Below are 13,282 nucleotides of genomic sequence, written 5' to 3'. Positions count from 1 at the left end.
CTTGAAGAGAGGATAAGACATGATGAACTTGTTTTAGAAAAGGACAAGGAATTGCATAATGTTAACCAGCAGCTTCAGGACAGCCTTAAGGAAATCGCTTATAAAGACCAATTGTTAACTGCTGATAGGCTTTTAATCGATAGATATAAAAACAGAAGCTTCATTGACCGTCTCTTAAACAGACAACCTGATGACAGTGACTTGCAAATTGACAGCAAGCCAAAGGAAACTTATGTCTTGGAAGCTGAAAAACAGGATGATTAATTCAAGCTTTTTGACTCGTCAAAAACCTTGACCAAACTTTTTTCTATTTTTAACTTATATTACTTTTTATTATTCTTTTTTCATTATCTTTTCATTATTTTTTTATTCTCTTTTTATTTCTCTTTTTATTATAAATATTGCATCTACTTTTCAATGTCATGTTATCTTCAATTCATATTCATTTTTGATCTATTGAGTTGCATTTTTTCACATATTTTCATTGTAACTCTTAGACATAAATTTCAACTGTATAATGAGTTAACCTGTTATTATCATTTTTTGCCAATTTTAGAGCCAGAAATTCCTTGACGTAAGTTTCAAGTGTAAATTTTTTTGCAATTTTTCAAATATTTTTCAAATGTCATTATCAAAACATAATCATGTTAATTTATTTTCATCATCATTTCAAATCTTTTGTAATAACATCTATTTTGAGGATTTTTTCCACTCAAAAATGATATTATCACGAAATTTTCATAAATTTTTCAATTTTTTTCAAGATTTCATTAAAATTTTATGATTTTTTGTATTACTTAGCGATTTTTTTATCTATTGGAACATTTGTTTTATAGTTTTAAAATTATTTTCTAAAAAAACATCTTTTTTTCAATATCTTGTATACTTTTTATTTTCACAAAATATTTTTCGATACACTTTTTTTCCTGTTCAATGGAAAAATTTTTCCAATTTTTTTTGAGTAAGATGATTTCAATGACATTCAAAATCCTTAAGCTTGATTTAAAAATTTCTTAATTATTTCCCATTTAATAAACTTATATAATAGTTTCAACAAACTCTAAAATAACGCTTATATAAGGGGTTTTTATGAACTTTAATTTTAAAAACGGAAATTTTGATCTATTCAATCCACTGATAGTTGTAGTGATGGTAATATTGTTCCTCATCATAGCTATGCCTATGTGGTATTTCTACCAGGAATTGCCTTCTCCCAATTTAGATTTGTATCTTTATATTGGATTAGGGCTCTTGTTCTTTATTTTTGGCGCTTTTGCATCTAACTATATCTTAAGTAAAAACTTTAAAATCGATGTGGATTCAACCCCTAAAAAAATTTTCAGCACTGAGAAATTATCATTATTTGATTCATATTCAAAAAATGAATTGATTATTGTAGCACTGGTTTTATTAGGCATTTTGTTGCAGGTTATAAACATCGCTTTATTAGGTGGCATACCACTTTTCTCTGCTATATTAAAGGCAAAGGCTGCAACAAAAATTTGGCTTGTATCCTACATTATTTTCCTGCCGTCCATAAATGTTCTGCTTGCAAAATACAATAGAAAATCTCATTATCTATTGTTGCTTATTGGTTTAGTCCTGTTCGCTCTAACTGGATATAGGACAACTCCTATTGCAATAATGCTATCTGCACTTATAACCTTGTACTATACAAGGGATATTGATGTGAAATACATAATTTTAGCCATTTTTGCTATTGCATTGGTGCTTTTGGCAGTTGGATTCATTGCAGTTCAAGCAATCACCTGGCAGCATTGGTCATTGAATCCAATTGAATTGGTCTCTTATAGGGCAGCATTTACATTGAATATACTTTCAAAAGCTATTGAGAATCAATTTGCCACTATGGGAAATCTATTCTATGCAACATTGACAGGATTCTTTACTCATTCAGATGCAAGGGTTTTGGTTGGCCAAGCCACATTAGGACAGGTTCATTCCATAACCTCAACAATATTTGGCCCTGCCTTGCTTGACTTCGGTATTGTAGGAATGCTTATTCAAATGTTCTTATTAGGATTCATCCTCAAGACCTTGCACAGCATACAAAATTACAAGAAAGAAATCTTGACAGCATTTTATGGAATTTTGCTTGCACAAACAATCATCTGGATAGAGACAGGCCCAACTGATATTGTTGTATGGCTATTCTATTTGATTGGCATTTTCCTAATCATCCATTTCCTAAGAGGTGCAAATCATGAAATCTAAAAATATAGCTATTGCAGGAGAGATCACCCCATCCAAAACAATCATTCCGATTATTGAGAAGTTAAGGGAGAGGGAAAATGAAGGCAAATTAAGCTTCGAGATTAATAAGATAATCGGACTTTATCATGGAGAATCATCAAGAGATTTCCTTGAACCTTATTGTGATGAAACTTATTCTATTGGAGAAGGTAGAAGAGGTAAAAAGAATTCTCTCGGGAAATTGGCTTATCTCATTTCAAAGGATATCCTAAAGTCATTCAATGCACTTAAGGGAAAGGGCATTGATTTATTGATCACTGCAGGAAATGCAGGGGATGTTAGAAAAGCCATTGTAGCTGCAAACATTTTGAATATTCCAGTCTTGCATATAGAGCAGGATATCTACAATCCTATTGAAGTCATTTCACAAGCGAATCTTGTAACAGTTCCTTCCAAGGGATATGAGGAGTATCTGGAGAAGAACTATAAGCTTAATAATGTTGTCAATATCAACGGTTATCCTATGGCGAAATATGTTGATGACTATATAAAAGAAAACAATTTAATCGATAAGGATGAAATCTACGGAGAATATGGGATGAAGGAATTTGTCCTTGTTGTTCTTGGTGGAGATTTGAAGGATGATGATATTGAGCCATTGATTAGGGCTGTTGAAGAGCTTAATCTAAAGGCATTGATTGCACCTTACAGATTTGATAGGAATATGGTTAAGGAATTGGTCTTATCACCAAACATCAAGGTTTTGCCTCAATATGTTGATATGTTAAGCTTCATGAATGCGGCATCACATTTGATATATGCTGCAGGTATGGGAATGACCATTGAAGCAGGAGTATTCAATATTCCATCATTAAAAATAGAAGGATTCCATAAAACTCATGGAAGTGTGGATTTGGCTAAGGAACTTAACATACCAATCGTAAAAATAGAAGAAATTCCTGAGGCATTTGAGAATCTACCAGACCAAAAGGAATCAGATCTTGTACAAGATAGTGAGATAGCTATTGAAAAGTTAGTGGATTTGATAAATGATTTTGATGAAAAATCATTAAAAAGAAGCGGATTTAAATCCACTAAGCAAATTTGGAACAGCAGAAAAGTATACAGATGATTTTATCTTTCACTTTTATTCTAATTTTTTTATTTTTCAATTTCTTTTTTTAATCAGCATCCTCATCCATGGTTTCAATCAAAAAGCTTACAGGACGGAACCCATCGTTGCATGAAATCATTGCTGATTTCTTATTCTTCATCCAACCATCGTAAAGGTCTTCTGCTCCATTAGCCAAAGCCATTACAAATGGGGATAATACTTCCCATGCACTAGGGCAGAAATCTTCTGGCTTTTCCCAACCATTAGCTATGAAGACATCTCCACATTCAACATCGCATTCATGTTCCAATGGATTTTCATACTTTTCAATCAAGTCATCATGCCTTACTTTCTTCATGACTGTAATCTTAACTTTTTTCAACTCATTCACCTAAAAACTTTAGTCTGTTTTTAATTATTTTTTATCTCTTATCATTTAAATATTTTAAAAATCAAAACCAAATCAATACTTAAACTCCTCATCAAAAAATTTTAAATATCATAATCCCTTTAAATTTAAAATGGAATACTATTTTTTTCAATTGATAGGAAAGGTTTTAGAATGGATAAAAAATTAATCATCAGATACATTTTACTTATTCTCGGGGTGACCATAATGTCTTTAGGCATTGCATTATCCCTTAAGTCCACTTTAGGCACTCCTCCTATATCATGCATTCCTGCTGTTCTAGCTGTTGCTTTTCCTTGGACTGTAGGAGAATTCACCATAGTTTTCAATGCCTTGCTTGTCATATTCCAAATGGTTCTTTTAAGAAAAATAACACTATCGCAAATAGCCCAAATGCTTGTATGCATTCTATTTGGCTATATGATTGACTTTAACTTAAGTTTTATTGATTTCATCAACCCAATAAATTATATAAGTCAATGGATCTTGCTCATAATAAGCTGTCTCGTTCTTGCATTCGGTCTTGTCATTGAAGTAAAGTCAGACATCACCATGCTTCCTGGAGATGGTTCTGTAGTGGCGATAGGTGAAGTGCTGAACAAGGATTGGGGTAAGGTCAAGCCATTTTTTGATGTAACTGTTGTAAGCATAGGTGTCATTTTGGCATTGGTATTCATAGGCCACCTTGAGGGGGTTCGTGAAGGAACCATTTTTTCAGCTATTACAGTTGGTTTCATCATTCAGTTTTACAATAAGGCTTTCGGATACAAGCTAGATAATTACTTAGAGAAATAATCAATTTTTTCATAAAATTTTAACCTAAATTCTTTTAGATTTTCACTTAAATTTTTCAATTTCATTAAAATCCTTAATCATTCTTTTTTCTTAAAAATAATCCTTATTTGCCCTTTATTTTTCATTAATTTTTCAGTAAATTCACAAAACTCATATTCTATTATATAAATGTTTTGTTTTGATTTTTTACATTAACTTTATAATAAGTAAATAATATAAATATACTTGTGATATTATGGTAGTTAAAATCGCTATATTAAGAAGTGGTAATATTGGTACTTCACCAATATTAGATTTATTATTAGACGAAAGAGCAGACAGACCAAACATCGACGTAAGAGTATTTGGATCTGGAGCAAAAATGAACCCTGAACAAGTCGAAGACGTTGTACCTAAATTCAAACAATTCGACCCAGATTTCTGTATTTTCATTAGCCCAAACCCAGCAGCACCTGGTCCAGCTAGAGCAAGAGAATTATTATCTGCAGAAGATATTCCTGCTATTATCATTGGTGACGCTCCTGGTAAAGGTAAGAAAGACGAAATGGACGAACAAGGTTTAGGTTACATTATTGTAATGGCAGACCCAATGATCGGTGCAAAAAGAGAATGGTTAGACCCAACTGAAATGGCTATTTTCAACGCTGACATCATTAAAGTATTAGCAGAAACCGGTGCTTTAAGATTAGTACAAAAAACCATTGACGGTGTAATCGAAGCTGTAGAAGCAGGTAACGAAATCGAATTACCTAAACTCATTGTAACTGCTGAAAAAGCTGTAGAAGCTGCTAAATTCCAAAACCCATACGCAAAAGCAAAAGCTATTGCTGCATACGAAATGGCTGGTGCTGTAGCAGGTTTAGACATGAAAGGTTGTTTCATGACCAAAGGTTTCGAAAACTTCATTCCTTTAGTAGCTGCTGCTCACGAAATGGCTGCATGCGCTGCTGCATTAGCAGCTGAAGCAAGAGAAATTGAAAAATCCAACGACACTGTATTAAGAACCCCTCACATGAAAGAAGGTAACGTTGGTTGCAAACTTGATTTAATCAGCAAACCAGAATAAGTGTCGAGGATTTAAGTAGCTTTTCAGCTACTTATTTTTCTTTTTTCTTTTTTAAAACAAATTCAAATCAAATCAAAAAATCAAATCTCAAATCAAAATCAAAATTTACTTTTTTTCTTTTATTTTAACTCAATTTTAAAATTTCATGCCGGAATATTTAATTCGTTAAAATACTAACATATTGTTTTTTGAGTTTTTATTAAAAAAAAGTTAAAACAGTTTAAAAAAATAATTGTAAAAATTTGTAAATAATTATAAATAATTTAAAAATAATTTATAAGTGATAATAAATAATTAAAAAAAGAAAGAATAAGGTTCTATAAGTTTTAACTTAAAGAACGCCTTTTGTACTTAAAATTTCATCATGCTCAATTTTACAGCCATCATACAATGATTTTGCAAATGCCTTGAAAAGAGCTTCAGCCTTGTGGTGATCATTTGCACCTTCACAGGTTCCATAGATATTGATTTTTCCACTGGAAGCAAAGGATTCAAAGAAGTGAACTACAACATCACTGCTTAAGTCACCAATCTTGTCATGCTTGAAATCCAAGTCCATATTGCAGTAACTGCGTCCGCTGATGTCTATGGCAACAGTCGCAACTGAGTCATCCATAGGGACAATAGCATGACCCATTCTTCTGATTCCTTTCTTGTCGCCAATAGCTTCTGCGAATGCTTCACCTAATAATATGCCAACATCCTCTACAGTGTGGTGATCATCGATTTCAATATCACCGATCGCCTTAATCTTCAAATCCATAAAGCTGTGTTTGGAAAATGATTCCAACATGTGGTTGAAGAAATTGACACCGGTGTCAATATCGTATTTTCCAGTTCCATCAATATTTAATTCTATTTCAATATCTGTTTCAGATGTCTTTCTTGAAACTTTAGCTGTTCTAGTCATTGAATCACTCACTGATTTAAGTTCTTACATAAGGTAAACATAGTACAATTTACAGAAAAATTTTAAACTATATTTAAATTAAAATATCGATTAATTATTTACTCATCTGGTGCATTTCTCATAATTTTAATTGCATCTGGACCGCATTTCATTGCACATAATGTACAAACATGACAATAATCTAAATTTGATACATGTGCAACAGTATCAATAGTCCAAATATATCCTCCTTTAGGACAAATCTCTTTACAATTTCCACATGCAGTGCATTTGTCCTCATCAACTATAATTTTTAAAATAATATCACCATGAATAAATCTGTAAATAATCTTATTTTATTTAATCTATATAAAACTATGCTAAATCCTTAAAAATATTTTTCATTAAAATGAATTATAATTTTAAGGTAGCTATTGACAATGCCTTAAATCCAATGTAAACCTCTTTTCCTAAACTTAAATCAAGGTCCTTACCAGCAGATAAGGTGATGTCTGAGAAGATGTCCACTCCACCAATGTCAATTCTTACACGAACCATCTCATCCTGAAGTCTCATTTCAGTGACTTTTCCCTTGAAGATGTTTCTGATGCTGGATGCTTGAGGCTCCAACATAATGAAGATATTGTCATAGCTTATTAAAGCGAGGATCTTATCTCCAACCTTATATTCCTTCTTCAGTGGGATAGTTATGACCAATTCATTCATTTGAATTTTCATAACTCCTTTTGATTTGTCAACTTCAAGGATTTCAGCTTCAATCTCATTGGTTTCGCTATGAAGTTCCATGATTGCATTGATCTTTTTGCATTCCTTTAGAATCTGCAAGCCCTCTTCAGTAAGAGTGGTGCTGCCTCCACCACCGCTTCCTCCTTTTTTAGTGTTTACAATAGCTATATCCAATGTTGATTCAATCTTATCGATATAGTTTAAAGCAGTTCTGTAGGAAATTTTAGAACGCTTAGCAGCTTCTGTAATTGATTCGCTTTCATTTATATAAATCAACAGATTGAATTTCTTTTGATCCAATAGAAAAGAATTTCCATCTATATTAATCTTATATTCTACTCCAGCTTTTACCTCAGTCATTTTAATCGTCCCATTTACCTTAATTATTTTTAAAAAAATTACCCAAAGTGATATTTAATATATACTTTTTATTAATTAAACTTATTCATTTAAATCTACTATTCGTTCATAAATAAAAAATTTATTTTTGATTAAATATGAGTTAAAGATAAAAAAAGAAAGGATATTTATTTTGACACGTTATGATAAAAATCTGTAATCGATAATTCATATATAAGTGATTCTTCTAAAAAAACGATATGAATTTATTAAAAGAGCACAATAATGTTTAATTCATTAATAAAAAAAATAAAGATGAGCCAATAAAAAAAGTAAAGATGAAGTTTATGGATCATCTATGAGCTGTATTTATCAATGATATCCAATAGCTTATTTGCATATTTGCTTAAAGGACCTAGTTTTCTGGTGAATCTTCTAAATCCTGCCACATCATCGTGAGATAATGTTCTAAGTGCTACAATTGCAATCATGTAGATTATTGGACAGATTATCAATCCAGCAATCAATCCATAGCTATTGTTTGGAAGCACAAATGCAGGCAATGCCATGATTAATGAAGCTATTGTAACTTTAGTTAAGAATGCATAAGGTGCATGGGTTTTTGTTAATCTGAATTGCAGCAGGAACATAGGTATCATCATTATGAATGAAGCTATTGTAGTTGCCAATGCTCCACCTTCGATGCCGTAAGTTGGAATTAAGTACCATCCGAGTCCTAAAGTGATGATACATCCGAATATCAATAGATACATTGGGATTCTTGGGTTTCCAATACCTTGAACGATACTGCCTGAAATTGTATATATTGAATAGAATGTCATACCTAAAACAAGAATTGCAAGAGACATTGCACCATTCATGTAAGCGGAATTTGTGAAGTATACAAGCCCCATGATTTCCTTTGCAAAGATAGCTATTCCCACACACATTGGAATTACAAAGAACATTCCGTATTTGTAGGATGCATTCACATACTTTTCAAGAAGGTTTTGATCCTTAAGGGCATATGCTTCAGATGCTGCAGGCAATATTGTAGTTGCAAGTGAGCTTGAAACGATTAAAGGAAGTCTTGAAATAGGGTCTGCCGCTGTAAAGTAACCGATTGCAGATGCAGCTAGGAATCCTCCCATAAGCAAGGTACAGATACTGTAAATACCCATTTCTGCAAGTGCAGTGATTGTAACTGGGATTGAAAAGAAAAGCAATCTTTTTGCAAGGCCCAATTCCTGTCTTAAGCTGAACTTAAAGTCAGGATTTGCAGGTGGGATATATTTTCCCATATACCTTTTAAAGATATATACTGCAGACACTGCTGATGCTGCAAAACCGAGTACGGAACCTAATACTGCACCAAAGGTGGATAATCCTAAAATTACAAGTGCAGTTGCAAATAGAATCATGAAGATCTGTTCTATTGCACGGGTGTAAAGGATGTATTCCATCTTGTACACGCCTTGGAAAGCACCTCTAAATGCACCAACGATTACACTGAACGGAGTGATTAAACCAACAGCCTGAAGGGGCAATAATGCCTCTGGCTTATGGTAATAGTTTGTAATTATAGGTGCAGCTACAAATACCATAACCAGTCCAAAGAAGAATCCTAAAAAGACCATTATCTTCAGTGCTGTGAAAACGGTTTGGCGAGCAAGATCCTCTTCATCAAGAGCATTGTACTCAGAAACGTATTTAGCTATTGCTGGTGGAAGCCCTGCTGCAGACAAGACCTGGAATATTCCTTGAAATGGAGTTGTAAGTCCAAGTATACCATATGCTGCCGGTCCTAAAAGTGATGCCATAAGAAAACGGTATAGGTATCCCCCTACACGGAAGATAACATTTCCTATTAAAATAATAGCGCTTCCTTTTGCTACTTTAGAACTTCCAGTTGCTTCTCCCATATTCACACCATATTCTTTAAAAAAAGATAAAAATTTCAAATTTTATAAAAATAAAATACTTAATAAAATTAATAAAAATTACACTATATAATATAATTAAATATTCCTATATAAATTTTTATTTATATACCTTTTGTTAAATAAGGAATACTTTTTCAATAAATCCTCATCATGATTTATACTCTAACAGGAACTCTTTAAAATGGCTTATAGTCATGTCCAATGTTTTAAGTCCATATTCGTCTTCCTTAACACCTTCTGCACCATCATCCTGGGACCATAGGCATGCACCTAAATTAGCACCAAAGGATCCTCCGCTTAATGGAATTATTTTATTCAAAAGGTAGAATGTATTTATTTGTTGAATGGCCAGTTCCTGACCACCAGACCTGTCTCCACCAACAACTATGGAAATGCCCACCTTGTTTTTGAAAATGTCCAAGTCTTCCATAATCATCGCTTGGCACCTGTCAATCACAGCCTTCAATTGTGCAGATACGCTTCCGAAATGGATTGGGCTTGCCATTATGATTCCATCCGCCTCCTTAAGAGCTTTATAGATTTCATCCATGTCATCGGATATTGAGCATTTTCCCTTAGTTTCTGCACATTCATTGCAATGGGTGCAAGGGGAAATGTCTTTGTCTTTTACAGATATGAAGGTGGTTTCAAATGAGTCTTCCTTTTCCAGTTCATTCAATGCCCTATTCAATAAGTATTCGCTGGCACCTTCCCGTGGACTTCCACAAATTCCAACAATCCTCATCATATTACCTCAATTATATTTTTAAAACATTCTTTCAATTTATTATATATTCAATACTATTTTTATAAACTTTCATTAAAAGTTTTTTTAAAATTTTTTAGGAATTTGATTTATAAAGTTCTATTAAGTTTCTATTTTTTGTAGAAAAATTATAAAACTTATATAATATAAATCATATATTAATATTATAATGTTATTTTATTGACTAATTTTTGTCATAAAAAATAATGTTCTAAATTTTATTGATAATTTATTAATGGTTATATTCTAAAATGGTGTTTTTATGGATTTAGTAAAAGGTATTGTTAAAAAATATTTTAGGTCTTACAATAGGACATTGAAGGATGGTACTAAAAAGACCTATAAGACTGAACAGGTTCAGGTCACTGTATCTAAGTCTGACAATATCTTTGAAGATAAGGAAGAAGTCTTTATCATCTCATCAGCTCAAGCAGAAGAACTCAATGACCTTGATGAAATGGTTTCTGCTTTGGAATTGCATAACACTATGTTAGTGCAGGAAAAGAAAGAATTAACTAAAAAATTCGCTGGTGCTGATGAAGAATTACAGTTTGCTTCTTCTGAATTGAAAGCTATTTCTGAAAAGTTAGCTATAAAAGAGGAAGAATTGGCTAAATCCAATGAAAAATTGCTTGTTATAAAAGAGGATTGCTCAGGTTTGAAAGAGCAGCTTGAAGAGAATAAAAATACCATTTCCAGCTTAAGAAAACAATTGGAAGATAAGAACTTCATCATTTCAGACTTAAATGATGATTTGAACTTATTGAATGAAAAGCTAAGTTCACAAAATGATGAAATTGTCGCTGATTCTGAATTCATAAGCAATGAACAGTTCACTTCCAGTTCAAATTCATATTCCTTTGATGATTATGTTGAATTGCAAAAGGAATACATTTCATTACTTAAAAAATACGAAAGATCTCAAGAGGATTTATACAATGAGAAAGTTAAGGTCATTCACTATAAAAATCTCTTGGATAAATTCAAAAACTTTATCTTAAGAATACAATAAGCATCTATTTTTTGCGCTGCAAATTGCAGTCTTTTTTTAATATCCTTTTGAATGCTTTTTAAAACAGTTAATCTGATCTTTTTTCATTGATTTTAAAGTTTTAAAAAATAGTTATTATAGAAGTTAAAACTTTGAAAACTTCTATAAATTTATAAAAATCTTGTTTTAATTAGAACATGTCTCTTGCGTTACCTCTGTAACCCATGACCGGTTCCTCATCCTCATCGATTTCATCATCAGGATTAGGATTCCATCTTTTCAAGTTTGGCAAGAAGTTACAAAGTATTCCAGTTGCTTCCTCTTCACGCAAATCCGGATTTCTTTTAAGCATTCTTTTTGCATGTCTAATTATCATTTCATTTATGGTAATATCAGGTTCTGTAAATTCTCCGTTTTGGAAACAGTCTTTACAGTAATCCATATTTGGGCTTCCATCTTCATTGGTTCCATAGTCATTTCTACCCATTGGTCTGCCGCAAGAATTGCAAAATCCCATACTTTCACCTTAATTCATTCATATTAAATGATTTAAACAGTTTAAAATAAAAAAATTATTTAAAAAAAATAGCTAATTAGAATAATCTAATTAGCTAACGCTTTAATAATTTTAATTTTTTCACTGAACTTAAATTTGCTCATCGTCTTCCATTACCACTCTCATGTGGTTTGGATCTACAGGCATGTGAGCTAAGAAATCTTCTGCAGCTCTTCTTGGGTCACCAGAACCAATGATGTATCTACCTGCGATGATGATGTCTGCACCTTTTTCAAATGCTTCTTCTGCTTTTTCAGGAGTGATTCCTCCAGCAACAGCAGCAAGACCGCCAGTGAGTTCTTTGATTTCCTTAATGTTACCCCATGCACTTACGTCATCAAGGTTCTTGCCTTCTGCTCTAAGTTTACTTTCAAGGTCAACATTTCTGTGTAAGAGAACAATGTCTGGCATGAACTCTGGGTTGAGTTGTTTGATCTTGTCAGTGAAGTTATCTACATTCATCATATCGAGGATGGAGTAAATACCTTGCTTTTGAGTTTCGTGGATTGCCTTTTCAATGGATTCGATGGTACCGAGACCGGAAATAGCAACTGCATCAGCAGTTTCATCTGCTGCCATTTTAACTTCCACTCTTCCTACGTCCAAGGTTTTCAAGTCAGCAATAATGAATGCACTTGGTGCCAATTCTCTGATTTTTCCAACAATTCCAACACCGAATTTTTTAACGAGAGGAGTTCCTGCTTCAAGGAGGATTCTTTCTCTGTTAGGGAGTTGTTTAATGATTCTTGCCATTGCCTCTTCATTGTCAAGGTCAAGAGCAACTTGCAAGTAAGGTGGTTCGTAAAGCTTGATTGCTTTGAATCCCATAATTGCGTGGGTTCCACGATCTTTTTCGTATAATACTTTGTCAATGTCTGGGTAACCTTTCAATGCTCTTTTGATTGCAAGTTTGGTTGCTGCATAGTTGTATTGGTAGATTTTTCTGTAATCTTGTGCAGCTGGGCTAATGAATACGCTTGCATTAATTACCCAATCTTCAGCTTTGTCTTTAGGAATGATTCCTTCTTCTACACAATCAGCTACAGCTCTACCTACAGCAGTTTGAGCTGGTCCAAAGATTTTGCTTGCATCATCTAAGTCACCAACAGTTACTTTAGGAATAATGATGGTAGCTGGTTTGGTAATTAAGTTAGGTCTGATTACACTGAGCAATGGGGTGTGTCCAACAGATAATTGGCTTAATCCATTAGCAAAAGCGTTTCCTACAGGACCGTCTTTTTCACCAATAAGTAAATCAACGTGTGCTAATTCGTCTCCGTCTCCGATAAGAGCTTCTCCTATAAACATTTCATATCCTCCAATTTCAAGAATAATTTTATAATTATGATTTTAATTTAAATCATTTTTAAGTCATTTTTTGAATTTATTTAGTTTAAATATTACAAATATTACTTTCATAATATAGTAAGTATTTATACAATATAATTTATGA

Annotated in this window: 14 protein-coding genes; 6 read left to right on the top strand and 8 right to left on the bottom strand. The window is 32.7% G+C overall.

Translation table 11 applies throughout. The annotated features are described in order from the left end of the window. The 3 genes from Q0409_RS06920 to Q0409_RS06910 form a co-directional block, all read left to right on the top strand. Nucleotides 1-264, top strand: a 264-nt coding sequence (locus tag Q0409_RS06920) for a hypothetical protein (protein ID WP_298536382.1), incomplete at its 5' end; no start/stop codon positions are given. 825 nt (nt 265-1,089) lie between these two features. After that, nucleotides 1,090-2,235: an oligosaccharide repeat unit polymerase family protein gene (locus Q0409_RS06915; RefSeq protein ID WP_298536381.1), complete on the top strand. Its 1,146-nt coding sequence runs from the start codon at nt 1,090-1,092 to the stop codon at nt 2,233-2,235. Further along, nucleotides 2,225-3,346, top strand: coding sequence for a hypothetical protein (locus Q0409_RS06910; protein WP_298536379.1), 1,122 nt, complete (start codon nt 2,225-2,227; stop codon nt 3,344-3,346). The genes Q0409_RS06915 and Q0409_RS06910 overlap by 11 nt, the downstream gene beginning before the upstream one ends. 49 nt (nt 3,347-3,395) lie before the next feature. Here Q0409_RS06910 and Q0409_RS06905 read toward each other — a convergent pair whose 3' ends face one another. Next, the gene (locus Q0409_RS06905) at nt 3,396-3,719 is read right to left on the bottom strand and encodes a TIGR04076 family protein (RefSeq protein ID WP_298536378.1); all 324 of its coding nucleotides are present in this window, start codon (nt 3,717-3,719) and stop codon (nt 3,396-3,398) included. Between the two features lie 171 nt (nt 3,720-3,890). Here Q0409_RS06905 and Q0409_RS06900 point away from each other — a divergent pair, with 171 nt between their 5' ends. Together Q0409_RS06900 and Q0409_RS06895 are read left to right on the top strand one after the other, a co-directional pair. Further along, on the top strand, nt 3,891-4,532 hold the full coding sequence (locus Q0409_RS06900; protein ID WP_298536376.1) for a YitT family protein: 642 nt from the start codon (nt 3,891-3,893) through the stop codon (nt 4,530-4,532). Between the two features lie 235 nt (nt 4,533-4,767). Further along, nucleotides 4,768-5,598, top strand: a complete 831-nt coding sequence (locus Q0409_RS06895) for a F420-dependent methylenetetrahydromethanopterin dehydrogenase (protein WP_295606698.1) — start codon at nt 4,768-4,770, stop codon at nt 5,596-5,598. A 331-nt stretch (nt 5,599-5,929) separates the two neighbouring features. Here the strand turns inward: Q0409_RS06895 and hisB are convergent, their stop codons facing one another. The 5 genes from hisB to Q0409_RS06870 all read right to left on the bottom strand — a co-directional run bounded on the left by hisB (nt 5,930) and on the right by Q0409_RS06870 (nt 10,261). Beyond that, a complete protein-coding gene (gene hisB / locus Q0409_RS06890; RefSeq protein ID WP_298536375.1) occupies nt 5,930-6,508 on the bottom strand; it encodes an imidazoleglycerol-phosphate dehydratase HisB in 579 nt (192 codons plus the stop codon). Nucleotides 6,509-6,606: 98 nt separating this feature from the next. After that, on the bottom strand, nt 6,607-6,795 hold the full coding sequence (locus tag Q0409_RS06885; RefSeq protein ID WP_292786390.1) for a 4Fe-4S binding protein: 189 nt from the start codon (nt 6,793-6,795) through the stop codon (nt 6,607-6,609). Between the two features lie 106 nt (nt 6,796-6,901). Then, the gene (locus tag Q0409_RS06880) at nt 6,902-7,594 is read right to left on the bottom strand and encodes a TOBE domain-containing protein (RefSeq protein WP_298536374.1); all 693 of its coding nucleotides are present in this window, start codon (nt 7,592-7,594) and stop codon (nt 6,902-6,904) included. Between the two features lie 335 nt (nt 7,595-7,929). After that, nucleotides 7,930-9,495: a flippase gene (locus Q0409_RS06875; RefSeq protein ID WP_298536373.1), complete on the bottom strand. Its 1,566-nt coding sequence runs from the start codon at nt 9,493-9,495 to the stop codon at nt 7,930-7,932. Between the two features lie 169 nt (nt 9,496-9,664). Continuing rightward, nucleotides 9,665-10,261, bottom strand: coding sequence for a flavodoxin family protein (locus Q0409_RS06870; RefSeq protein ID WP_298536372.1), 597 nt, complete (start codon nt 10,259-10,261; stop codon nt 9,665-9,667). Between the two features lie 283 nt (nt 10,262-10,544). On the opposite strand from Q0409_RS06870, the gene Q0409_RS06865 reads away from it, so the two are divergent. Then, nucleotides 10,545-11,294 (top strand): hypothetical protein, encoded by a 750-nt coding sequence (locus tag Q0409_RS06865; protein ID WP_298536371.1) that lies wholly within the window; start codon nt 10,545-10,547, stop codon nt 11,292-11,294. A 169-nt stretch (nt 11,295-11,463) separates the two neighbouring features. Here Q0409_RS06865 and Q0409_RS06860 read toward each other — a convergent pair whose 3' ends face one another. Together Q0409_RS06860 and Q0409_RS06855 are read right to left on the bottom strand one after the other, a co-directional pair. After that, nucleotides 11,464-11,790, bottom strand: coding sequence for a zinc ribbon domain-containing protein (locus Q0409_RS06860; protein WP_298536369.1), 327 nt, complete (start codon nt 11,788-11,790; stop codon nt 11,464-11,466). Between the two features lie 129 nt (nt 11,791-11,919). Continuing rightward, nucleotides 11,920-13,137 carry a bifunctional 5,6,7,8-tetrahydromethanopterin hydro-lyase/3-hexulose-6-phosphate synthase gene (locus Q0409_RS06855; protein WP_295606718.1) on the bottom strand — a complete coding sequence of 406 codons (1,218 nt, stop codon included), beginning with the start codon at nt 13,135-13,137 and terminating at the stop codon, nt 11,920-11,922. Between the last annotated feature and the right edge of the window lie 145 nt (nt 13,138-13,282).

This window comes from uncultured Methanobrevibacter sp., assembly GCF_937898925.1.
GTDB lineage: Archaea > Methanobacteriota > Methanobacteria > Methanobacteriales > Methanobacteriaceae > Methanobrevibacter.
This window is presented reverse-complemented; position numbering and strand designations above follow the sequence as displayed.